Origin of the sequence: Cohnella sp. OV330, from assembly GCF_900112065.1 — a bacterium.
In the GTDB taxonomy this organism is placed as follows: Bacteria; Bacillota; Bacilli; order Paenibacillales; family Paenibacillaceae; genus Cohnella.
In genome coordinates this window covers 677,258-699,737 of record NZ_FOKE01000001.1, presented here as the reverse complement: position 1 = coordinate 699,737, position 22,480 = coordinate 677,258, and the positions used below count along the sequence as shown (strand labels likewise).

Sequence of the window (22,480 nt, the reverse complement as noted above, 5' to 3'; positions counted from 1 at the left end):
TCAGCCTCGAAGCTGATCCGGCGGTTCTTTTTTATGGCGGGCCGATCTGTCCGATGCGGTCAGGCGAGGTGCCGCTTCCACCGGTACAAGCTCCAAGCCATCAGGCCGACCGTCACGCCGGCGAATATACAGATGGCGGGCAAGAGCCCGAGCCGCTGCGCGGCGATGCCGAGCCCGAGGATCGGGAGGCTGACGCCCATATAAGTCACGCCGTAATAGATCGATACGGCCTGGCCGCGGTATTCGTCCGGTACGGATTCGTTGACGTAGCGAAGGCTTCGGGCGTAGCAGGGGCCATGGCCCAGCCCGAGCATGACGGCGGACAGCGCGAGCAGCGCCGGAGATTTGGCAGCCGCGGCGGCGAGAAGCACGGCAAGACCCGTCGCGAGCAGCAGGTAGCCGACCGTAAGGTTGGCGAGCAGCGGGTAGCGCCCGCTCCGGATCTGGGCCCAGGCGGACAGCCCGAGAACGAGGGCGAGCCCGACGCCGGAAGCGATCAGGCTCGATTCGCCGACGATATCGGGGAGGTAAGCCGGGAGGATCGCAGTGACCAGGCTCATGATGGACCAGGAGATGAACGATGTGCCCGCGGCAGCATACAGCGCGGGACGAATCGCCCGCGGCACTGCCGGCAAGCGGATCCGAATTTTGCCGCGCGCCCGTTCGCCTTTATTTCCGATGAGCCAGAGCCCCACGATGCTCGGAAAGACCAGCATCGCATGAAGCGCGAAGGGAAGGCGCGTCGGATGAGCGGCGAGTTCGCCCAGGAAGCCGGATACGACAGGGCCCAGCGCATTGCCGGCGGTCACGGCCGCGGAGCCCGCGAGAGCGGCCTGGCTCCGCGCCTGCATGCCGCCGAGCTCCGTCATGGCCGCCACCGCGACCCCGTTCATGATGCCGACCGACACCCCCTGCAGCATGCGGGACAGCACCAGCATGACCGGCCCGTCGGCCAAGAGGAAACAGATCGAGCCGAGCAGGGCGAACAGGATGCCGGAGAGCAGCAGCTTGCCCCGTCCGATTCGATCCGACAACGGCCCGGCGACGAGGATGACGGGAATCACGACGATGGCATAGGCGGCGAACAGGAGCGTCATGACCGCCGGCGGCAAATGCCACTGCGCCCGGTACAGCGCGTAGAGCGGGGCCGGCAGATTCGTGCCGAACAGCGTAATGAACAAGCTGTAGGCGACGATCCAGAAGGCGGAGGTCCGGCCGATCGCGACCGGCTCGCGCCAATGGCGCCGCGCCTTGGTCTTGACCTGGATCACGTCGAGCAGCCCCGCCAGACGCGCGGTCACGCCGTCCAGGCTGCCGGCATCGATCGAGACCGCCACCTTCATCCGCGCGACGGCCGGCTGCTTGCCGGCTCGGACCGACAGTTTCTCGATATTGCAGCCGATCCGCCCGAACAGCTCCGAGACGTTCGCCAGCACGCCGGGCCGATTGTTCACCGTTAACGAAACGATATGGGTAGCCATGAGGACATGCGCTCCTTTCCTGCTTTAGCCGAAAGCCGAAAAATGTCAATTCATTGTAGCATCCGCGCCGGAAAGCTTCCTATAGGGCAGGTTTATCATTTAGGGGGGCAGATTTGACCCCCACGAAGGATTCTCCCCGAAGTTTAAAAATCACCTAGTAAACAACAATTTTAAGAGATATAAAGCGGTTCGTGCCGGGTGATAAAATAGGTCCAACAGGATGGAGGAATGGGAATGAGTATGAAGGCTGTTTCAGAATTGAAACCGATTCCAATAAACAGCAGAAAGACGTTGCGGGCTTCCCTGTATTGGAAGAAAATCAAAAAACAGCATGTCCTAATATGGATGTCCGTTCCGATCATGCTGCATTTGGCGCTGTTCCAGTTCGTGCCGCTGTGGGGCTGGCTTATGGCATTCAAGGATTATCATATCGGACAGAGCTTGCTGGACGCGAAGTGGGTCGGGTTTACGCATTTTCGAACGCTGCTCGGGCACGACGGCTTCCTCCAGGACTTGCGCAACAATATCGTCATGAATTCGATGCAGCTGGCATTGGGGACCGCCTGCGCCGTCGCGCTGGCCATCGTCCTCAGCGAGCTGAGGAGCAAGGGCTTCGTCCGGATCGTTCAGACGATGACCTACTTGCCGCACTTCGTGTCCATGGTCGTCGTAGCGAATATCTTCGTCATGCTGCTTTCCCCGGACGGCGGGTTGGTCAATGAGCTGATGATCAAGCTGGGCTGGATCGACGAAGGGATCTTCTTCTTCGGCAAGGCCACGTGGTTCTGGACCCTGCACACGATCATCATGACGTGGAAAGGATTCGGCTGGGGCGCGATCATCTACCTGGCCGCGATCTCCGGCATCGACCCGGGTCTGTACGATGCGGCGCACGTCGACGGCGCAAGCCGCTGGCAGCGCGTGAAGTATATCGTCCTCCCGTCGATCATTCCTACGTTGGTGCTGCTGACCATCCTCGATATCGGCTATCTGATGACCGGCGGCTTTGAATCGCAGTTCCTGCTAGGCAACGTGATCAATTCGGAATATTCCGAGGTTATCTCGATACTGGCGCTTAGGATCGGTTTGAACGAAGGGGACTTCTCGTTCGGTACGGCCGTCGGCATCTTCAATTCCGTCGTCAGCATGACGCTCGTGCTGATCGTGAACGCGATTGCCAGAAGATACAAATCCAACCTCTTTTAAATGGTTAGAACTTATCCTTGACGATTGGAGAGAATCCCACCATGCTTCTGCACCGGACTATGGGCGAACGAATCGTCGATGCCTTTCTCTACGTGCTGCTCGCGATCGCCGCCATATCGACCGTATACCCCTTCCTTTATTTGCTTATCATTTCGCTTAACGAGACTACGGATGCCTTGAAAGGCGGCCTGTATCTGCTGCCCCGTAAGTTTACGCTCGAGAATTACGCTTATGTCTTCGAGAACGGCAAGCTTGCCAGGGCGGCGCTCAATTCCGTGCTGCGTACGGTGATCCATACGGTGATAACCGTCTTTTGCTGCGGGATGCTCGCATACGTGCTCAGCCGCCGGGATTTTGTATTCCGCAAGCTGTTCAGCTTCATCCTCATCATCACCATGTACGTCAGCGGGGGGTTGATTCCCACCTATCTGCTGATGAAGAATTTGGGGCTGATGAACACCTTTCTCGTTTATATCGTTCCAGGCATCGTGAGCGCTTTTTACGTCTTCGTCATGAGAACGTTCTTCGAGCAGCTGCCCGACGGACTCGTCGAGTCGGCGCATATCGACGGCGCGAACGATTTTCGGGTCTATACGCAGATTATCTTGTGGATCAGTCTTCCGGTCGTGGCCACGGTCGCGCTCTATGCCGCCGTCGGCGCATGGAACTCGTGGTTCGACAACTACCTGTACAACAGCCGCAACGAGAAGCTCGCCGTCCTGCAATACGAGCTGCAGAAGATGATTCAGACCGTCGAAACGAGTAATTCGGAGGGCGGAGACGGCGTGGGGAGACGAATTATATCGCCGCTTACCATCAAAGCGACGTTAACGATTCTCGTTACCGTACCGATCCTGCTCGTCTATCCGTTCCTGCAAAAATATTTCGTTCAAGGCATGACGCTCGGGGCTATGAAGGACTGATTTCATTGCCAACTCCGGTAAGCAAGCGAAGAGGACGGTATGAAATAATAAATCAAATAAAAAATCGGAGGTCGCAACAATGTGGAAAAAGAGCAAGCTTAATTTGTTAAGCGTCTTACTGTTGACCGCGATCATGCTGGTGACGGCATGCTCCAAGAGCAATAACGGCGCGGAGTCCTCGCAAAGCGCGAGCCCAAGTCCAAGCCCAACCGCTTCTGGAACCGCTTCCGCGTCGGCGGAGCCGTCTGCGTCGGCTACCTCGGCCGAGAAGACGCCGTTCACGTTCACGATGAACACGGACAACCCGAACATGAACTGGTCCAGCGATGTGGCGAAGGAAATTACGAAGCGCACGGGCGCCACCATCAAATGGGACATCATCACCGGCGACTTCCGGACGAAGATGAACGTATGGCTCGCCGCAGGCGATTACCCCGAAGTCATCAACATTCACGACAACACGCTGCAATCGTATATTCAAGCGAAGGCTGTACTCGATCTGACCGATCTCATCAAGGAACATGGGCCTAACATTATGAAAGCATATCATAATGACTTGTCCTTGCTTCAAGATAAAAACGACGGAAAAATATACGGCCTGCTGCAGCCTCCGACCGATAAGGTGAACGATCTCACGCAAAAGGGATGGATCGCCATCCAAACCGCCGTTCTGAAGGAAGCCGGATATCCGCAGATTAAGACGCTCGAAGATGTCCATAAAATCGTCGCGGACTACGCGAAAAAAAATCCGGAGATCGGAGGAGGCAAGACCATCGGCTTCTCCAACTTCGGCGAGGCGAATATGTTATACAACAATTTCGATAGTGCGGCACGCCAGTATGCCGGCTTCGCGAATACTGCAGGCTATTACGTGGACGATCAGTTGAACGCTAGATATCGCTTCTTCGAGCCAGGCTATACCGACTTCTTTAAATTCTTGAACCAAATGAACAAGGAAGGGCTCTTCGATCCCGAATCGCTCGTTCAGACGCAAGAACAGTTTACGACGAAATGTAACCAGGGCCGCGTGCTCGTCATATTCGGAGGCGGAAGCGACTGCAACGGCTCGCTGGAGAGCAACAACATGGCCGACCACGCCTACGTCTGGTTCGACATCGTGGCGCCAGGGAAGACGAAAATGGTCGCGACGCCAAGCAAAGAAGCAAACCGCGGCGGCGAAATGTGGCTGTCGATCACGAAAAACGCCAAGGATCCGGCTCGCATCATCGAGTTCTACGACGATATGTTCAAGCTTGAAAACCAAATTCTTATCGGCTGGGGATTTGAAGGCAAGCACTATACCGTCGAGAACGGGAAACGTGTCGTGACGGATTGGCTCGTCGATCAATACAAGACGCACCCGGATACGTTCTGGGAGGATGTGGGCCTCGGCTACGCCCGTCAGATGTCGACCAACTATGGTGCCGGATTCACTCTGTCGGACGGCGATTATGCGATGTGGCAATACTCGGAAAGCTGGATCTCGAAAACCACGAGCCCGGTCGTGGTCGATACGTTGGCGAAATACGGAGCCAAAACGCAATCCGATCTGCTCGTCAAGGGCGTTGAAAAGACTTATCCGCGCACTGCGGGCAAGGGTACGGACGAGATGAAAAAGTTCAATACGGACGCCATTGCCGAATGGGGCAAAACCCTTCCGAAATTTATCCTCGAGAAGGACCCGGCCAAGCTCGACGGTATCTGGCAAGGACTCGAGAAGACGCTTAAGGAAAAAGGACTCGATAAGATCAACCAAGCTGCAACGCAAATTTACCAAGACGCCGCGAAGGAAGCGGCGAAGTAAGCCTATAGGCGACAGGGTCGTTCCGGACAGCGCAAAGCGCTGACGGCACGGCCCTTTCGTCTGGAGATGCGGAGGCGGATTCGGTTGGATACGACCAAGACGTGGCGGGCGAGATGGATTCAGGACGCCGACTTCGGCGGGTTCGCGCCGCTGCATTTGCTGCATAAGGAGCTCGAGCCGTTCGACCTGCCCGAGCACCCGGTCGAGCTGCTGAATCGGCATATGCTGGTTCGCCGGGTCTTTACGCTCGGGGCGGACGAATGCGCGGGCAAACGGATGTGGCTCGATATTTCGGCGGACGATTATTTCAAGCTGTACCTGAACGGCGCGTTCGTCGCGCAGGGCCCCGCGCAAGGGTATGCGTTTCATTATCCGTACATGCGCTTGGACGTCACGCAATGGCTGCGTCCAGGCGACAACGTGATCGCCGTGCATGTGTACTATCAGGGATTAATCAATCGCGCCTACAATAGCGGCGACTTGCGGCAGGGCATGATCGCCGAGCTGTTCGCGGACGACCGGCTGCTGCTGGCGAGCGACGATACCTGGAAATATGCCGTCGCCCGCCAATACGGCGATGGCACCGCGGAGACGGTCGGTTATCGGACGCAGTTTCTCGAGCATATCGACAGCCGGCTCGAGGAGCGCGGCTGGCGGGAGAAGGCGTACGACGACAACGCATGGAAAGCTTGCCATGCGGCGGAGGATGACGACCATCTCCTAGCGCTGCAATCAACGCCGCCGCTCGCCGTGTATTGGCGGCCCCCCGCGTCGGTGGCCAATCCGGAACCCGGACGCTACGTGATCGATTTCGGAACGGAACTGACCGGCCAGTTCACGATGGAAGCGCGCGGAGCGCCGGGCGAACGTCTGGAAATTCGCTGCGGGGAAGAGCTGGACGACACCGGCGAGCATGTGCGATACGACATGCGCTGCAACTGCAAGTACAGCGAATGGTGGACGCTGTCGGGCGGGCTTGACGTGCTGGAGCCTTTCGAATACAAGGCGTTTCGTTATGTCGAGGTGATCGGCTCGCCGACCGCGATCCGACCGGCATCGTTCGCGGCGATCGTGCGTCACTATCCGTTTGACGGCGACGCCTGCCGGTTCGACGCGTCGGACGCGATGCTCCGTCAGGTCTGGACGATATGCCGCAGCGGCTTGCAATACGGCACGCAGGAACAGTTCGTCGACTGCCCGAGCCGCGAAAAAGGCCAATACCTGGGCGACAACACGGTAATCATGCACGCTCACCTGTATGCGACGGGCGATTTGCGGATGGTCAAAAAGGCGCTGGCCGATTTTGCGCTCGCCGCGCGGCATATTTGCCCGGGCGGCATGGCGGTGGCGCCGGGAAGCTTCATGCAGGAGATCGCCGATTTTTCTTTTCAGTGGCCTATGCAGCTTCTCGAATATTATCGTCACAGCGGAGATCTTGATTTCCTGCGCGAGATGGAGCCGATCGCCGGCGCGATGATTCGGCATTTCGATCGCTATCGCTCGGCGAGCGGGCTGCTCGAGCACGTCAGCGACAAGTGGAACCTCGTCGATTGGCCGGATGGGCTGCGCGACGGCTACGATTTCCCGCTCACGCGCCCGGTCGGACCCGGCTGCCACAACGTGGTCAACGCTTTCTACTACGGCGCGCGCAAGGCGCTTGCCGACATCCGCGCGACATTAGGGACGGACCCGGATTCGGAGGAATCAACGGCCGGGCTGGAGCGGTTTCGCGACGAATTCGTGCGGGCGTTCTACGACGCGGAAAATCGGCGATTCGTCGACGCGATCGGCTCGAAGCACGCCTCTTTGCATGCGAACGCGCTTCCGCTGCTGTTCGGGCTCGTGCCTGACGACGCGGTTGCGTCCGTCGTCTCTTGGCTTAAGGGCAGGAATATGAACTGCGGCGTTTATTTCGCCTACTTCCTGTTGAAGGCGCTGGCGGCGGCAGGCGATACGGCTTACGTGTACGCCAGGCTGACGGCGGAGGACGCACATTCATGGGGGAACATGGTAAAAGAAGGCGCGACGACTTGCTTCGAGGCGTGGGGCAAGGAGCAGAAGTGGAACACCAGTCTGTGCCATCCGTGGGCCAGCGCGCCGATTCCGTTGTTCATCGAAGAAATCATGGGTCTGAAGCCCGCGGCTCCGGGGTGGGAAGCCATCAGGCTGGCGCCGCGGATCCCGGACGCGTTGGAGCGCTTCGACTTCGCGTGCCGCGTGCGCACGGGGACGATCCGCATTGCATACGCGCATGGGGAGCTTGCGATCGAGGCGCCGGAAGGCGTGCCGATCATTAGAGAATAAAAGCTGTAGCGAGTCGCGGGAAGGGGAGCATGACTTGGAAACTTCAACGGCGGTCGAACATCTGAACCGAATCGTACGACAAACGTTGTCGCTGAGCCGGAAATTCGGCCAGGACGAGCACGATGATATCGAGTGGCGTTGGGCGCGATGGGATTGGAGCATCGGCGTCGCCTTCTACGGCATCGCGGAGGCGCACGACATCGCCCCTCATGCCGGCTGGTACGAAGAAATGCGGCAATGGATCGACGCCAAGATCGACAGCGGGATGAATAACGTCTGCGTCAATTCGACGATGCCGCTGAATGCGGTGCTATCGCTGCGCGAACGCAAGAACGACCCCGAATACGAGAAAATTTGCGACCGGTACGACCGTTACCTCATGCGGGAACAAAAAAGAACGCCTAGCGGCGCGATCCCGCACTTCATGAGCAACGGAGGCGCTGCTGCTGAGATATGGGCGGACACCTTATTCGTGAGCGTCATCTATCTGGCCAGACGAGGCGCCGAGCTTGGCGAGAAAAGCTACGTACGCGAAGCGGTGAAGCAGCTCGTCCTCCACATGACCAAATTAAAAGACGAGTCGAGCAAGCTGTATTTTCATGGATGGGACGATGTCGCGTCCAAGCCCCTCGGATTTTTGTGGGGCAGAGGCAACGCCTGGGTCACGGCCAGCGCGGTCGATATCTTGCAGTACGAGCCGGAGGACACGCAGGAGAAGAGGCTGGCCGTAGGGATGTTGAACGAGCAGCTCGACGCGCTCGCGCGGCTGCAGGATGAATCGGGCTTGTGGCGCACCGTGCTGGATCGGCCGGACAGTTATCTGGAGACCTCGGTCACGGCAGGCGTCGCCTACGGCATATTGAAAGGCATCCGTCTTCGTCTCGTGGACGAGAAATTCAAGCCGGCGGCGGATCGGGCGATGACGGCCGTTATGGCGAACATCGATAGCGAAGGGAATGTCCAAGGCGGATCCTCGGGGACGGCCGTTCAAGCCGATCTGGAAGGCTATCAGACCGTTCCGCTTCAAGTCACCCCGTTCACGCAAGGGCTAGGGCTGCTGGCCGTCGGCGAATGGATACGCTCTCAGCGGACAAAAGCTTCTCAGTAAAAGCCAGCAATGTCTCGTTTATAAAGAACGGCGTCCTCTCTAACATGATAGATAGCTGCATAACACAAGGCGGTTCGAGGCGAAGGCCGGGAAGGAATGGACGATGATACCGATCAAGACGAACGCTGTAGAGCTGGACCGCGGTTGGAAAATACAAGGCTTCGACGACAGGGAGAACATTCCGGAAGCCGTGCACGCTACGAGCTTCGACGATGGGGAGTGGCTGGCTGCGGCGGTGCCGGGGGACGTGCATTCGACGCTCCTGGCGCACGGGCGCATCGAGGACCCGTTCTATTCGACCAACGACCAGGCTTGCCTCTGGATCGAGCGAAAAACGTGGGTGTACCGCACGGTATTCGACCGTCCGAACGCTGCGGATACGGCCAGCCTGATGCTGGAGCTTGACGGCCTTGACACGCTCGCGGAGGTATTCGTGAACGGCGAATCGGTCGCCCTCTCCGACAATATGTTCCTGCCCGTCGAGGCGGAGCTCGCCGGCAAGCTGAAGGAAACGGGCAACGTGCTCGTCGTCCGCTTCGATCCGGTCGTCGAATACGCGGCGAAGCAGGACGTCTCCCGCTTCTGGTCCAAGGTCAATTACGAACGGATCTGGCTGCGCAAGTGCGCATGCAATTTCTCGTGGGACTGGAGCCCCCGCATCGTGACCGCCGGCATTTGGAAGGAAGCCCGCCTGAAGGTTGTCCATGCGGCGCGGCTCGCGCACCTGAACTTCAAGACGCTGTCGATCGGTCCGGACCGCGCGGAGGTCGAGGTCGAGGCCGAAGTCAGGCATCGCGGCGCAGACGCGCGACTGACGGCCGAGACGATCCTGCGCGGACGCGACGGCGAAGTTAGGTACGAGACGGATGCGACGGACGGCAAGATCAGCGTACGGTTCGCGGTGGAGCAGCCTTCGCTCTGGTGGACGTTCGATCACGGCGAGCCCTTCCTGTACGACCTGACCGTGAATCTGCTGGCGGACGGCGAGCTCGTCGATACGTTGTCCGAGGAGGTCGGCATTCGCACGATCGAGGTCCGTCTTCAATCGGAGAGCGGCAGCCCCCGCTTCCAGTTCGTACTCAACGGGAGACCGATCTACGCCAAGGGCGCGAACTGGATTCCCGCCCACAACTTCATCGGCGCGATTCCGGACGAGCGGTACGAGGACCTCGTGACGCTGTCCCGCGAAGCGAACATGAACATGCTGCGCGTCTGGGGCGGCGGCGTCTATGAAAAGGCGGCGTTCTACCGGGCCTGCTCCCGTCAAGGCCTGCTGGTATGGCAGGACTTCATGTTCTCCTGCAGCGAGGTGCCCGATTACGACGAGGCGTTCATGGCCAGCGTACGGGCGGAGATCGTGGCCAACGTGAAGGCGCTGCGCAGCTATCCGTGCATCGCGATCTGGGCGGGCAACAACGAGAGCCAGGCCATCCATAGCGAAAAGATGCATTACCGCAGCGACACGCGATTCTATGGCGCGAAAATTTTCCACGAGCTGATGCCCGAGCTGCTGGAGCAGCTCGACCCGACGCGTCTCTATTGGCCCAGCTCGCCTTGGGGCGGCAACGATCCGAACAGCTTCGACGAAGGAGATACGCACAACTGGGCCGTGTGGGCGGGCGACGTTTATCCGCGCCATTACGGCGAAGCCTCCAAGATGGACGTCTCGCCGTACGGCATCTCCTACCGGCGATTCGCGGAGGACACCTCCAAGTTCAGCAGCGAGTTCGGCATTCACGGCAGCACGGTGAAGGAGACGCTGCGGCGCACCATTCCGGAGGAAGAGCTCTACTACGGCAGCTTCGAGGTGGATTATCGCAACAAGGACTACGAGCCTGAAAAGGCGACCATCACGATGGCGGGTTACTCGGGACTGCCGCGCGATCTGGACGAGTACATCGACTTCTCGATGCTGTGCCAGGCGGAGGGGCTCAAGTTCGGCGTCGAGCACTTCCGCAGGCGCATGCCCGAGAACGGGGGCTCCCTGATCTGGCAGCTCAACGACTGCTGGCCGGGCATCAGCTGGAGCCTGATCGACTATTACTTGTTCCCGAAGGCCTCATACTACTATGCCCGCCGCTTCTATCATCCGCTGCTGCTGTCGTTCAAGGAGAACGAAGGACGGATCTCCGTCTGGATGACCAACGACAGCGACGAGACATTCGACGATACGATCGCGGTCGGCGTGCGCAGCTGCTTCGGCCAGTCGATCTACGAGCAGTCGTTCGAGGTTCGCGTCGCGGCCAATGCGTCCATGAAGATCGTCGAGTATGCGCCCGCCGAGATCGAGTGGCGCCTTGGCGTCATCGACAAGCGGTCCCGGTTCATGTTCGCGCGCAGCGCGCGGGAGGACGTTTACGACAATCATTTCTTTTTCGCCGAGCAAAAGGATCTGCGGTTCAGTCCCTGCCGGCTGCAGGTGACCAAGGAAGAAGGACCGGAAGGCGTGCGCGTCACGATTCAGACCGATACGTTCGCCCGGTTCGTCAAGCTGGAGTGCCCGATCGATCACGCGATGTTCTCGGACAACTACTTCAACCTGCTGCCGGGCGAGCGCAGGACGGTGCTGGCGACGAATCGCAAGGGGACCCGCATCTCCGCTTCGGACATCGCCGTCTCGGCGCTCAACGCCAAACAAACGCAGCGACAGGAGGTTAGGGCATGAGCAGCAGCTATCTGATTCACGATATGGTCCGCGTCTGTCCGCAGACCGGGGAGGTGCTCGAGGAGCAGGCCCGCACCGGGTCGCTGGCCGAGCTGGCCGAGGTTTCGTCGAATCCGGCTTCTCCGCGCAACGCGTACTTATCTTTTCAGTTGATCGTCAGGCTCGATGGCGCGGGTCCGTCCGCGATCCGCTTCGAGGCCGATCCCCTTCGGGGCGAGCACGACGAGATCGGCGCCGGCGAATTCGTCTTTTTCGCGCAGTGGTATCATCGCGTGAAAGGTCGGTATTACCCCGACGCTTTGGTGCCGCTGGACGGCGGAGACGCGGGGCCCCGCACCTTGTCCGCGATCTCGGCCGCGAACGAAGTCGAGGGCCAAGCCTACGCGGCCGTCTGGGTGGACCTGTTCGTCCCTGCCGGCGTCCGGGCGGGGGATTACCGCGGCGCGATCCGCGTGACGACGGGCAGCGGGATCGATACGCACGAGATTCGGCTGCGCGTTCTTCAAACGGCCGTGCCGGACGAATCGCTGGTGATCGCCGACCTGAACAGCTACGCCGACAACCTGTCGCGCCGTATCGGCAGCCTGAGGCGCAATCCGGACCGCTACGAGGACGGCACGTATTTCAGGACGGAGCAGGCGTTTTTCCGCATGGCCCACGAGCACCGCTGCCTGCTGCATTATTTGCCATACGAGCATTCGGGTCGCATCCCCGCCGCATTTATTCCCGAGATCGAGGGCCGAGGCAAGGAGATGCGCGTCAAGGACTGGTCGACGTTCGACGAGCACTTCGGTCCTTATCTGGACGGCTCGGCATTCGAAGGCACGAAGCGCGGCGCGATCCCGATTCCGTATATGTATTTGCCGTTCAACTTCCACTGGCCGGCCGACTACGCGAAGTTCGGGACGAAGGGCTATCGCACGGAATTCGCCGGGATCATGGAGGAATTCCACCGTCACTTCACCGAGCGCGGTTGGCTGCGGACGAAGTTCGAGCTTTTCCTGAACCACAAAAAGCGGTATAAGCTGTTCCCTTACGACGGAGACGAGACGCGGTTCGTCTGGGACGAGAAGGTTAACGACATTTATTACGATCTGGCGAAGGACGTGCTGGAGAAGGAGAGCGGCGCGAAGTTCATCTTCCGTACCGATGCCAGCTGGAGCTATGGGCTGCACTTCGGGAAGTACGCGGATCTCATCAAGCTGTGGGTCGTCAATCACCAGATGTTTTCCTGGTTTCCGGAGAGTCTGGACGTGCTGCGCGATGCCGGCTGCGAGATATGGACCTACGGCGGGGCGGAGCGCATCTCCCGGCCCCTGCTCGCCACCGCGATCTCGCCGCTGGCCGCCGTGGCGCGAGGCGTGGATGGATTCGTGTATTGGGAAAACACGAAGTGGGGGGACGGTTGGCAAGTGACCCCCGATGCGGAAGGCAGCGAGACGATGTTCTACCCTGGAGACGAACTGTTCGGCCTCGAGGGACCGATCCCGTCGATCCGGCTCAAGGCGCTTCGGGGCGCGATGCAGGTCGCGGACTGCATGGAGCAGTGGATCGGCGAGCAACCTGCCGGGCTCGGCAGGGCGCGGATGGCCGAGGCGATCGTCGATTCGTTCGGCCTGGCGCCGGGAGCTTGGTGGCCCGGCAAGCCGAATTTTCTCGACAGGCCGCCCTACGAGTGGGAAAACGCCATGTTCAGCGAGGCGCCCCAGGCGTCGCTGCACGAGGGCCGGCCATCGGAAACGTTTAACGATCTGAAACAAAGCTTGTGGGCGATTCTGGGATAAGGAGGCGAAAATCGCGATGCCGAAAACGTACAGCTTGATGGAAATCGCAAGGCTGGGCGCGTTGTTTCTGCCGGGCGACTTCCTAGAAGACGTCATGCCGCCCGAGCGGCGCGAATATCCGCTGAAGGTCGCCGGCACGGACAGCCAATTCGCGCTGGGCGACGAGATCGACTTCGTGGAAGATCACTTCAACGCCCTGAAGCGGGTGCTCCTGCTGACGGAGCGGATCGATCCGCTCCGCCGTCCCTATGCGGCGCTATGGATCCGGCGGCCCGAGAACCCCGCGCTCGGCGAGGTTATGGTCGCCGGCGGCGCGCTGCCGTCCGAAGGCGCCGACATTATGACGCTTTGGCCGGATATTTTGCGCGCGTTTTCCGGGCGGCCTACGCGCCGGGACCGGGGGACCGGAGAGACGGTCTACTTTCCGGTCCGCAATTCCGACGAGGAGATCGTAGGGGTGCTGGAGCTGACCGAAAACGTCCCTCCTCTGTTTATCTGACAGACACGCTGCTCTAGCTGCGCTGCCTTCGTGAGCACCGATACCGAACGAGTCCGCATCGCGTCGTGCGGATTTTATCGGAATCGGTGTTTTTCTCTTTTTTGGGAAGGAATGGGTGCCATCGAAGGAGAAATATTGAGCCAGAAGACGAATCGGCATCTCAGCCTCGCAACAGAGCTAAAAACGCCCTGCATTGATCTAGAATGGCCCATAGCGCAGCGGGGAGACCCTGCGCAAAATGGAGATCATAGCCTCATTCCCGTTATGGATGCGCATGATGACAGTGAAAATCCGAGGAGGCGGCGCGATGGTCCGGATCTTGATAGTCGACGACGAAAGGGAAATTCGCAACGGTCTTGTCAAACAGATCCCCTGGTCGGCGTGGGGCGTCGACGAGGTGCTGGACGCCGACGACGGCGATACGGCGCTGGAGCTGGCGCTCGCGCGCCGGCCGGACTTGATCGTTACGGATATTCGCATGCCGCGCATGTCCGGCTTGAAGCTGATCGAGACGCTCGCGCAGGAGAAGTACGAAGGCGACATGATCGTCGTCAGCGGCTTCGACGATTTTCATTATGCCAAGGAAGCTTTCAAGCTCGGCGTATCGGATTACCTGCTCAAGCCGCTGGACAAAAACGACTTGTTCAAGGCGGTTACGGTGGCGCTCCAGCGCCAGCGCGAGAAGAGCGAAAGCGAGCTGCGCCGCAGCCTCATCCGGCAGGGATACGAGTCGGCCGTCCCCAAGATCAGGGAAGAGCTCCTGCGCCAGCTGATCGGCCGCTCCTACCGGGAGGATCCCGCGGCGCGGACCGAGCACAAGCTGGGGCAGCTGGATCTCGCGTGGCTGCTCGACGGGCGGCTCCGGTTCGCGGTGTTTGGAATTGACAGCCTGAAGGCGCTTACACTCAAATCGTCCGCCATGGACAAGGACGCGCTGCTCGCGGACGTCGGGGCGCTGCTCGTGCAGGCGATCGCCGCGCGGCATCCCGGCCGCCAAGTGCTATTCAGGTCCGAGCAGGACGACTGGATCGCGATCCTCGAGCAGTCTGAAGCGGACATCGCGGAGCCCCGCGCGGACTTGCTGGAGGAAGCCCGCGAACGGATCGGGCATACGCTGGATATCCGGCTGGACATGGGCGAGGCCGTCGGAAAAGGCGGCCATCAGCAGCTGTCCCATCTGTACGGCAGCGCGATGGAGTCGCTCGTCAGCCGGCGGCTTCAGGGAAGCGAGGCGGAGGCGGCGTCCGAAGAGGACCTCGGCGACCGTCACGAGTACCAGCTGGCCAATCCAAAGGAAATCGTGGAGATCTTGAAGTACGGTACCGACAGGGAGATCCGGGAGACGATGGCCGGGTTTCCGAGGCTGGCCAAGTCCTGGGAGGTCAAGCATCCGAAGGACCTCCAGCAGCGCACGTTCGAGTGGCTGCTCGACGTATTCCGGGCCGCGCAGAAGACGGCGGGCTGGAAGGAAACGTCCTGGGAAAAGCATCCGATCGCGCTCTGGGAGCATCTCGAACGCTTCGATACGCTGGAGTCGCTCAGGGAGCAGGCGACGGAGCAGCTGCTGAAGGCGGCGGAGAGCATCAAGTCGCAGTCGGGATCGCGCAGCCAGATCGTAGACGAGGCCCAGCGCATCATCCATGAGCGGTATCAGGAAAACCTGACGCTGCAAATGGTCGCCGACCGCGTGCACGTGACGCCGGTATGGCTCAGCAAGCTGTTCAAAAAAGAAACCGACATGAACTTCCTGGAGTATCTGACCGACGTGCGCCTGAAAAACGCGGCGGACCGGCTCGGCGATCTCAGGTACAAGGTTTATCAGATCAGCTATATGGTCGGTTACCAGGATCCCGTCCACTTCGCCAAGCTGTTCAAACGAGCTTACGGCTGCACGCCGCAGGAGTACCGCAACAGCCGGAGCGGCCGGCATGATTAGAACGGTTCGAACCCAGCTGGGCCGATTCTCGATTCGCCGCCAAGTGATTCTTTTGTTTTTCCTGATCGTCGTGCTTCCCTTTTTGTTCATCGGGTACTTTGCCTATTCCAAGTCCATCAAGGCCATTCAAGACGTAAGCTCTTTCGTGTCCATGGAGATGATGGTCAAGAACGCGAAGGTGCTAGACAATTATCTCGACCTGGTGGACAACGCCCAGAGCGAGATCATGTATTCTAAGGACATGCAGGAGCTGCTCAGCATAAGGCCGTCGGGTGAGCTGGAGGAGCTGGAGATCACGTCCAGGCTCGTCCAGTATACCAGCTTGCTGAACAGAAACACGCATGCGTACACGATCCGGATCTTCCCGATCGAGCCGTCGCGTTATCCGACTTTTACGCACACGATCTACCAGGACGAAGACATCGAGAGCCAGGCTTGGTTCCGTCTGGCCAAGGAGATGAAGTCTCCTTACTGGCAGCTGTTCCTCCCGCAGGACAATCCGATCCTCTACAAGGAGCCGTTCCTGTCGAAAATCAAGCAATTGTACGGACTGAACCAGTCCAAGCCGCTGGGCTTCGTCATCGCCGACATCAAGGCGAGCACGCTGAGCGAGTATCTGGCGCCGGTTAAAATGGTAGATCGCCAGCAGGTCGTGCTGCTGAACGAGAACAATACGATCGTCTACCACCAGGAAACGGAACGAATCGGGACCCGATTCGATTCGCCCGAGCTGGATGGTTTCCTCAAGCAGTCTACGGAGGCCGCGAGCCGGCTCACGATCGAAGGCGTGCAGTATATGGCGACGTACGCGACGCTGACCCATAACGATTGGAAGGTGCTCAGCCTCATTCCCGTATCGGTACTTACGAGGCCGGTATCGGGCATCGAGCGCATCAGCTTTCTCTTTCTGCTGTTCTATCTCGCGATTTCGGTCTTTACGGTCGCCTTTTTCACGTATAGGTTCACCAATCCGATTCAGAAGCTCGTCAAAGCGATGCGCAAAGTAGAGCATGGGGAGACGGTGCACAACTGGCCGCAGTTGAAGCGTTCGGACGAGATCGGCTGGCTCTATATGGGCTTCGACAATATGGTGCGGAAAATCGACGAACTGGTCAGCAGCGCGGAGAAAGAGGCGAAGGACAAAAAAGAACTGGAATTTCAGGTGCTTACGCATCAGATCAACCCGCACTTTTTGTACAACACGCTCGAGGCGATTCGCTGGAAAGCCGAAAGCAGGCAAGCGTCCGATATCAGCGAGATGGTCCGGTCGCTCGGCAACCTGCTGCGGCTGAGCTTGAACGACGGACGGGAGCTGACGACGGTCGAACGCGAGATCGAGCACGTCAAGGCTTACGTTGCCATTCAGTCCGCGCGCCAGGATACTTCGATCCGGGTCGTCTATATGATCGACGAAGACATCCTGCCGCTGCCCTGCATGCGGCTCATGCTTCAGCCGCTCGTAGAGAACGCGATCAAGCACGGCACCCGGCATGCCGGCGACGGAGAGGCCGTCAAGATTCTGATTCGGGGCAGTCTCGAGCCATACCGGCTCCAGTTCGAGATCGTGGACAACGGCCCCGGCATTCCGGAGGCGCTCCGCGCCGGGCTGTTGACCGCCGAGAGGAACATCCCCCATCAGCGCAAAGGGGTCGGCTTGCGCAACGTCCACGAACGGCTGGCGCTTTATTTCGGCGAACGGTACGGACTGCAGATCGAAAACAGGGATGAAGGCGGGACGGTCATCGGAATCTCGCATCCGATCCTGGACGCCGATCCTGCGCAGCGGGATGCGATCTGAAGATGCCTCAACCGCAAGAAAGCCGTCCGGCAGCAGCGCAGGAACGGCTTCCCTTTTTTATTCATGCCGGCCGTCGGGCAGCCAGTGGTCGTGCGTTCGCAGCGCGCAGCCCGCGAACTTGTTGTCCCCGAGCGTGATTTTCGACGTATGCGGCTCCAGGCAGATGCCGATCGTCCGCTCCGGCGGCGCTTTGGAAAAGGAGATCCGGTTCGATACGAGCTCTACGTCGTGCGTATACCCTCGCATTCGAATGCCGATGTAGCCCATGTCCTCCGAGCCGTTGTCTTCAATCGTGTTCCCTTCGACCCGGTTGTAGCTGGCCGACATCGGTTCTTTTTCGTTGCGGAAGAATATGCCATAGTAGCCGTTGTCCGAGAAACGATTGAAGCGGATGATGTTGCGAATGTCCTTGTGCCCGATGGACAAGCCGTTCATCCCGTTGCCGACGGCCGTGCAGCCTTCCACGACGCTGTCCTGCACGCGCCAGCAGAGGAAGATGCCGTCCAGGCCGTTGTCGTCGAAGCGGCTGTTCACGATCTGCGTGCGGGACGTGCCGCTCCCGGGGTGGACGCCTTTGCCGGCGTTGCCGACGGAATCGCAATCCTCGACGACGATGTCGGAGCAGTGCTGGTAGCTGATGCCGTCTCCCTTATACGCGCGCACCGTGCAGCGTTCGATCCGGGCGTCCGCGACCCCGTACAGGTAGATGCCCGCGCTGCGGCAGCCTTCGGCTAACGTAACCGCTTTCTCGCTGCCCCGGACGGTCAGGCCGTACAGCTCGATCCGCTCGCAGTCGTAGGCGGCGACGACGGGAGATTGCGTGGTCACGATGCCTCCCTCGTCCATCAGCACGGTGGCGTGCAGCTCGCGGTCGAGGTGTAGAACCTGCCCCTCCTTGCCGACGACGACGGCGACCGTGTCCCCGAACAGCATGCTCGACTCGGCTTTGCGGATCGTAACGGTCTGTCCGATCTCGAAGCGGCCGGGGTCCATGACCGCGGCCTGACGCTCGTGCCTGTCGGCGTCGCATGCGAGCTCGGAGAGCCGCTCCTCGCCCTGAAGCAGCACCGTCCGGCCGGGGATGCCTTCGAGCCGCACGCGCGATCTCAGATGCAGCGTGCCGTCCAGCGCGTAGACGCCTTCGCCGAGCTTGACCGTACCGCCCCCGAGATTGGCCGCATAATCGATCGCCGATTGAATGGCTCGGGTCGCCCCGCCTGCCGCGGACGCGGGCGAATATCCGACTTCGATGACGATTTTCTCCATCTCTTTACAGCTCCTTGTAGGGAATCCCTCGCGATCCAGTCTAGTCTACTTCAGGCGCGGCATCGTGGCGATGAGGCGATCGCGCTTTTTACTGGGTGGATCTTAATCACTCCGGGGCGCCCCGCCGGATAGCCGGGATTGCTTCGCGGATCGGGATTAAGGATAAGAGTCCCGCAGTATAAATTAAGATCGGCCCGTTTGCCCGAAGCCCGATTCGTTCTACCATGGAAGCTATATTAGGCGTTTGCGCGACGGAGGTATGCATGGATGGCGAAGTCGGGAAAGTCTGGCGCGGCCTTTATCGGCGCGGATATCGGCGGGACGAACACGGTGATCGGCCTGTTCGACGAGCGCGGCTTGCCGCTCGGCGAGCGGCGGCTCGCGACGATGCGCGCGGATCCGCGCCGTCCGACGTCCGATCCGGCCGAATTCATCGACCGGCTGGGCCTGGAGATCCAAGCGCTCGCCTTGGCGCACGGATACCGCGATATCGCCGCCGCCGGGTTCGGCGTTCCCGGCTGGGTGGATACCGCGAGCGGGATGGCGCTGGACGCCTCGAACATGGGCTGGAAAAACGTGCGCTTCGCGGAAGCGATGAGCCGCCGCCTGGGGGCGCCGGTCTACATCGACAACGACGTCAGGCTATATACTTTGGGCGAAGCCGCAGCGGGGGCGGGCGAAGGCTGCGCCGACCTGGTCTGCATTACGGTGGGGACGGGGCTGTCGGCGGGCATCATGATGGACGGCGTCTTGGTGCGGGGGAGCCGCCTGTTGGCCGGCGAGATCGGGCATGACCGCGTGGACGGCCTGGACGCGCCGTGCAACTGCGGCAAGCGCGGCTGTCTCGAGACGATCGCTTCGGCGCCGGGCATCGCGAGGCTCGCCGAAGAGGCCGTGCGCGGCGGCAAGCCTACGTCCTTGGCGACCCTGGCGCGTCCGATCACCGCGCTCGACGTTTTCCTGGCTTGCCAGGCGGGCGACGCCGCGGCTGCGGACATCTTCCGGTTCGTAGGGCGCGCGCTCGGCCGCAAGCTGGCCGCGCTCGCCTTTGCCGTCGATCCGCGGATGATCATCGTCGGAGGCGGCGTGGCCGCGGCGGGCGACTATCTGCTGCAGCCCATCCGCGACGAGCTGGCCGTGCATATCCCCGAAGCGGAGTGGAGGCCGGCCGTGGTGCCGGGCAAGCTGCAGGACAAGGCCGGCCTCGTGGGCGCCGTGCGCTTCGCGATCGACAATTGGTCAAGGGAGAGGAGCAGCGAACATGACGAATAGCATCGGGCGCCCATTGCTAGCGACGAACGGAACGATCTACGCGGGCGCCGGCAGGATCGAAGACGGACGCCTGCTGATCGGCGCCGACGGACGGATCGAAGCCGTCGGCGGCGCGGAGCTGGAAGCGGCGGAGGCGCAGGTTCTGGACCTGGGCGGGAAAACCGTGATTCCCGGTTTGATCGACCAGCACGTGCACGGCGGCGGCGGCTGGCAAGCGATGGACGCCACGTACGAGGGATTGAACGGGATGAGCCTGTATCACGCGGCGAACGGCACGACCTCTTTTCTGGCGACGACCGAGTCCGCCGCCGAGGCGGAGATTGCCGATGCTTTGCGGAACGCCGTCAAGGCAGCCGCGCGGGGACTCGAAGGCGCGGAGCTGCTCGGCGTCCATCTGGAGGGCCCGTTCTTGAACCCGATCCGCTGCGGAGCGCAGGACAAAGCGAATATTCGTCCGGCGAATCCGGACGAGCTGGGCCGCTATCTCGAGGCGGCCGGGGGCCTCATCCGGCTCGTCACGCTCGCGCCCGAGATCGAAGGCGGCATGGAGGCGGCGGAGCGCCTGTCCCGGGCGGGCGTCACCGTGTCCGTCGGCCATTCCGACGCGACGCTGGCGCAGATGCGCGAGGCGATCCGGCATGGGGCGACGCAGACGACGCATCACTTCAACGGCATGAGCCCGTTCCATCATCGGGAGCCGGGCGTGGCCGGCGCCGGACTGATCTGCCCGGAGCTCGCGACGGAGCTGATCGCCGACGGCATCCACGTCCATCCGGATGCGGTCAAGCTGCTGTACGACGTCAAGGGAGCGCGCGGCGTGTGCGTCATTACCGACGCCGTCTACTGCGCGGGACTGCCCGACGGAGAATACGGGGATACGACGATGAAGGACGGGCAGGTGTGGCTGAAGGACGGTTCGAGTCTCGCGGGCAGCAGCCTTACGATGCTTCAGGCGCTCCGAAACGTACTGCGGTTCACAGGCCGCCCGCTGGAGGAGGTGCTGCCTTCGCTGACGGAGGTCCCGGCCCGGCAGATCGGCGTATCGGGGCGCAAGGGAAGGCTGGAAGCGGGGATGGACGCCGATTTCCTCGTGTTGGACGGCGCGCTGGAGCTGCAGTCCACCTTTGTCCGGGGCCGCGAGGTCTATTCGAAGAAAGCGGCGGACAGTCCGATCGGATGAAGTCCTGCGTCACAAGTTGCGGCATTCCTCTACAGTTCGCGTCACTCCGTTCGAGCAGCGATGCTTGGCGGGGTGGCGTTTTTATTTTGCATATCGTTATTTACATACAAAGGGATCTCTTTTTGCGCAATGCGTGGGTGGGCCGTGCCCGCAAAGGGTACACTTCATGTTAAAAGGAGGCGGTTCCGTGCTCGTCAGGTTCGGCTTTGTCGCCATGTCCGTGCAGCTGGAGAACGCATCCCCGTCTCGCACGATGACCTATACGAACTTCAGCAAGCTGCCGGACCGCGAAGGCGCGCTGCTGCGGCTTGCGCGCATCGCGCAGGAGAACCTGCAGCAGACGCAGCGCCTGCTCAGCCACTGCAAATACTCGGACATCCACCTCTACCGGCTCACGTCCAAGCTTATTCCGCTCGCGACGCATGACGCGCTGGCCGACTGGGACCCCTATACGATCCTTGCGAATGATTTCGCCGCGGTCGGCGCTTATGTCCGCGAGACGGGCATCCGCGTTTCGTTTCACCCGGACCACTTCACCGTCTTCAGCACGCCGCGGCCGGAGGTGCTGCGCAATTCGTTCAAGGACTTGAACCATCACGTCCGGATGTTCGAGCTGATGGGGCTGGACGAGCGGGCGACCTGCAACATCCACGTCGGCGGCACCTACGGCGACAAGGAGGCGGCGGGCCGGCGTTTCCTCGCGCAGTTCGGCGCGCTCGAGCCGCGCATCGTCCGGCGGATGACGCTCGAGAACGACGACAAGACGTTCACGGCGGCCGAAACGCTCGCGATCAGCGAGGAAGCCGGCGTCCCGATGGTGCTCGACATTCATCATCATGCGGTCAACAACCCGGAGGACATCGCGCCCGAATCGCTCTGGGACCGAATTCAGCGCACATGGCTGGACTACGGCTGGAACGGACTTCAGCGCGAGGCGGACGGCATTGCAGAAGGGGCGCCTCCGCACGCGCTCTTGCCGCCCAAAATTCACGTCTCCACCCCTAAAAGCGCCACCGATCCGCGGGGGCATGCCGATCACGTGTCGTTGGAGCCGCTGCTCTCGTTTTTGCGCGCGATCGCCGGATCGACGCCCGCCGTCGACGTGATGATCGAAGCCAAGCGGAAGGACGAGGCGCTGTTCAAGCTGATGGACGATCTTCGCGCAGCCGCGGAGGCCGGTGCCGGGGATATCCGGATCGTGGACGGGGCCAGCGTAGAGATCGATAAGTGAGCTGGGGGGCGAGCCAGGTTCTC

At 60.8% G+C, this 22,480-nt stretch carries 15 protein-coding genes; 13 read left to right on the top strand and 2 right to left on the bottom strand.

Annotated features, from left to right (window positions below):
- Positions 1-59: 59 nt before the first annotated feature.
- Positions 60-1,481, bottom strand: a complete 1,422-nt coding sequence (locus BM235_RS02675; protein ID WP_090108979.1) for an MFS transporter — start codon at positions 1,479-1,481, stop codon at positions 60-62.
- 345 nt (positions 1,482-1,826) lie between these two features.
- Here BM235_RS02675 and BM235_RS02670 point away from each other — a divergent pair, with 345 nt between their 5' ends.
- The 10 genes from BM235_RS02670 to BM235_RS02625 all read left to right on the top strand — a co-directional run bounded on the left by BM235_RS02670 (position 1,827) and on the right by BM235_RS02625 (position 17,508).
- A complete protein-coding gene (locus tag BM235_RS02670) occupies positions 1,827-2,687 on the top strand; it encodes an ABC transporter permease (RefSeq protein ID WP_158543668.1) in 861 nt (286 codons plus the stop codon).
- 41 nt (positions 2,688-2,728) lie between these two features.
- The gene (locus tag BM235_RS02665) at positions 2,729-3,610 is read left to right on the top strand and encodes a carbohydrate ABC transporter permease (protein ID WP_090108977.1); all 882 of its coding nucleotides are present in this window, start codon (positions 2,729-2,731) and stop codon (positions 3,608-3,610) included.
- 79 nt (positions 3,611-3,689) lie between these two features.
- Complete coding sequence (locus tag BM235_RS02660; protein ID WP_090108976.1) at positions 3,690-5,414, top strand: type 2 periplasmic-binding domain-containing protein; 1,725 nt, start codon at positions 3,690-3,692, stop codon at positions 5,412-5,414.
- Positions 5,415-5,498: 84 nt separating this feature from the next.
- Positions 5,499-7,718, top strand: a complete 2,220-nt coding sequence (locus BM235_RS02655; protein ID WP_255374024.1) for a family 78 glycoside hydrolase catalytic domain — start codon at positions 5,499-5,501, stop codon at positions 7,716-7,718.
- 34 nt (positions 7,719-7,752) lie between these two features.
- Positions 7,753-8,826, top strand: a complete 1,074-nt coding sequence (locus BM235_RS02650; protein ID WP_158543667.1) for a glycoside hydrolase family 88/105 protein — start codon at positions 7,753-7,755, stop codon at positions 8,824-8,826.
- Positions 8,827-8,929: 103 nt separating this feature from the next.
- Entirely contained in the window at positions 8,930-11,491 is a 2,562-nt protein-coding gene (locus BM235_RS02645; protein WP_090108973.1) for a beta-mannosidase, read from the top strand.
- Positions 11,488-13,275 (top strand): glycoside hydrolase domain-containing protein, encoded by a 1,788-nt coding sequence (locus BM235_RS02640; protein ID WP_090108972.1) that lies wholly within the window; start codon positions 11,488-11,490, stop codon positions 13,273-13,275. Before BM235_RS02645 ends, BM235_RS02640 begins: the two co-directional genes overlap by 4 nt.
- 16 nt (positions 13,276-13,291) lie before the next feature.
- Positions 13,292-13,774, top strand: coding sequence for a hypothetical protein (locus BM235_RS02635; protein WP_090108971.1), 483 nt, complete (start codon positions 13,292-13,294; stop codon positions 13,772-13,774).
- A gap of 307 nt (positions 13,775-14,081) precedes the next feature.
- Entirely contained in the window at positions 14,082-15,710 is a 1,629-nt protein-coding gene (locus BM235_RS02630) for a response regulator (protein ID WP_158543666.1), read from the top strand.
- On the top strand, positions 15,703-17,508 hold the full coding sequence (locus BM235_RS02625) for a sensor histidine kinase (protein WP_090108969.1): 1,806 nt from the start codon (positions 15,703-15,705) through the stop codon (positions 17,506-17,508). Before BM235_RS02630 ends, BM235_RS02625 begins: the two co-directional genes overlap by 8 nt.
- Before the next feature lie 57 nt (positions 17,509-17,565).
- On the opposite strand, the gene BM235_RS02620 is transcribed toward BM235_RS02625, so the two are convergent.
- Positions 17,566-18,774, bottom strand: coding sequence for a right-handed parallel beta-helix repeat-containing protein (locus BM235_RS02620; protein ID WP_090108968.1), 1,209 nt, complete (start codon positions 18,772-18,774; stop codon positions 17,566-17,568).
- Between the two features lie 267 nt (positions 18,775-19,041).
- Between BM235_RS02620 and BM235_RS02615 the strand changes: the two genes are divergently transcribed.
- The 3 genes from BM235_RS02615 to uvsE all read left to right on the top strand — a co-directional run bounded on the left by BM235_RS02615 (position 19,042) and on the right by uvsE (position 22,457).
- The gene (locus BM235_RS02615) at positions 19,042-20,046 is read left to right on the top strand and encodes an ROK family protein (RefSeq protein ID WP_090108967.1); all 1,005 of its coding nucleotides are present in this window, start codon (positions 19,042-19,044) and stop codon (positions 20,044-20,046) included.
- Positions 20,036-21,226 carry an N-acetylglucosamine-6-phosphate deacetylase gene (nagA, locus tag BM235_RS02610; RefSeq protein ID WP_090108966.1) on the top strand — a complete coding sequence of 397 codons (1,191 nt, stop codon included), beginning with the start codon at positions 20,036-20,038 and terminating at the stop codon, positions 21,224-21,226. The genes BM235_RS02615 and nagA overlap by 11 nt, the downstream gene beginning before the upstream one ends.
- Before the next feature lie 187 nt (positions 21,227-21,413).
- Positions 21,414-22,457, top strand: a complete 1,044-nt coding sequence (uvsE, locus tag BM235_RS02605) for a UV DNA damage repair endonuclease UvsE (RefSeq protein WP_090108965.1) — start codon at positions 21,414-21,416, stop codon at positions 22,455-22,457.
- Positions 22,458-22,480: the final 23 nt, after the last annotated feature.

Coding starts and splice junctions, on each gene's coding strand:
- BM235_RS02675 (WP_090108979.1), bottom strand. CDS start 1,481: ATGGCTACCCATATCGTTTCGTTAACGGTGAACAATCGGCCCGGCGTG.
- BM235_RS02670 (WP_158543668.1), top strand. CDS start 1,827: ATGTCCGTTCCGATCATGCTGCATTTGGCGCTGTTCCAGTTCGTGCCG.
- BM235_RS02665 (WP_090108977.1), top strand. CDS start 2,729: ATGCTTCTGCACCGGACTATGGGCGAACGAATCGTCGATGCCTTTCTC.
- BM235_RS02660 (WP_090108976.1), top strand. CDS start 3,690: ATGTGGAAAAAGAGCAAGCTTAATTTGTTAAGCGTCTTACTGTTGACC.
- BM235_RS02645 (WP_090108973.1), top strand. CDS start 8,930: ATGATACCGATCAAGACGAACGCTGTAGAGCTGGACCGCGGTTGGAAA.
- BM235_RS02640 (WP_090108972.1), top strand. CDS start 11,488: ATGAGCAGCAGCTATCTGATTCACGATATGGTCCGCGTCTGTCCGCAG.
- BM235_RS02635 (WP_090108971.1), top strand. CDS start 13,292: ATGCCGAAAACGTACAGCTTGATGGAAATCGCAAGGCTGGGCGCGTTG.
- BM235_RS02630 (WP_158543666.1), top strand. CDS start 14,082: ATGGTCCGGATCTTGATAGTCGACGACGAAAGGGAAATTCGCAACGGT.
- BM235_RS02625 (WP_090108969.1), top strand. CDS start 15,703: ATGATTAGAACGGTTCGAACCCAGCTGGGCCGATTCTCGATTCGCCGC.
- BM235_RS02620 (WP_090108968.1), bottom strand. CDS start 18,774: ATGGAGAAAATCGTCATCGAAGTCGGATATTCGCCCGCGTCCGCGGCA.
- BM235_RS02615 (WP_090108967.1), top strand. CDS start 19,042: ATGGCGAAGTCGGGAAAGTCTGGCGCGGCCTTTATCGGCGCGGATATC.
- nagA (WP_090108966.1), top strand. CDS start 20,036: ATGACGAATAGCATCGGGCGCCCATTGCTAGCGACGAACGGAACGATC.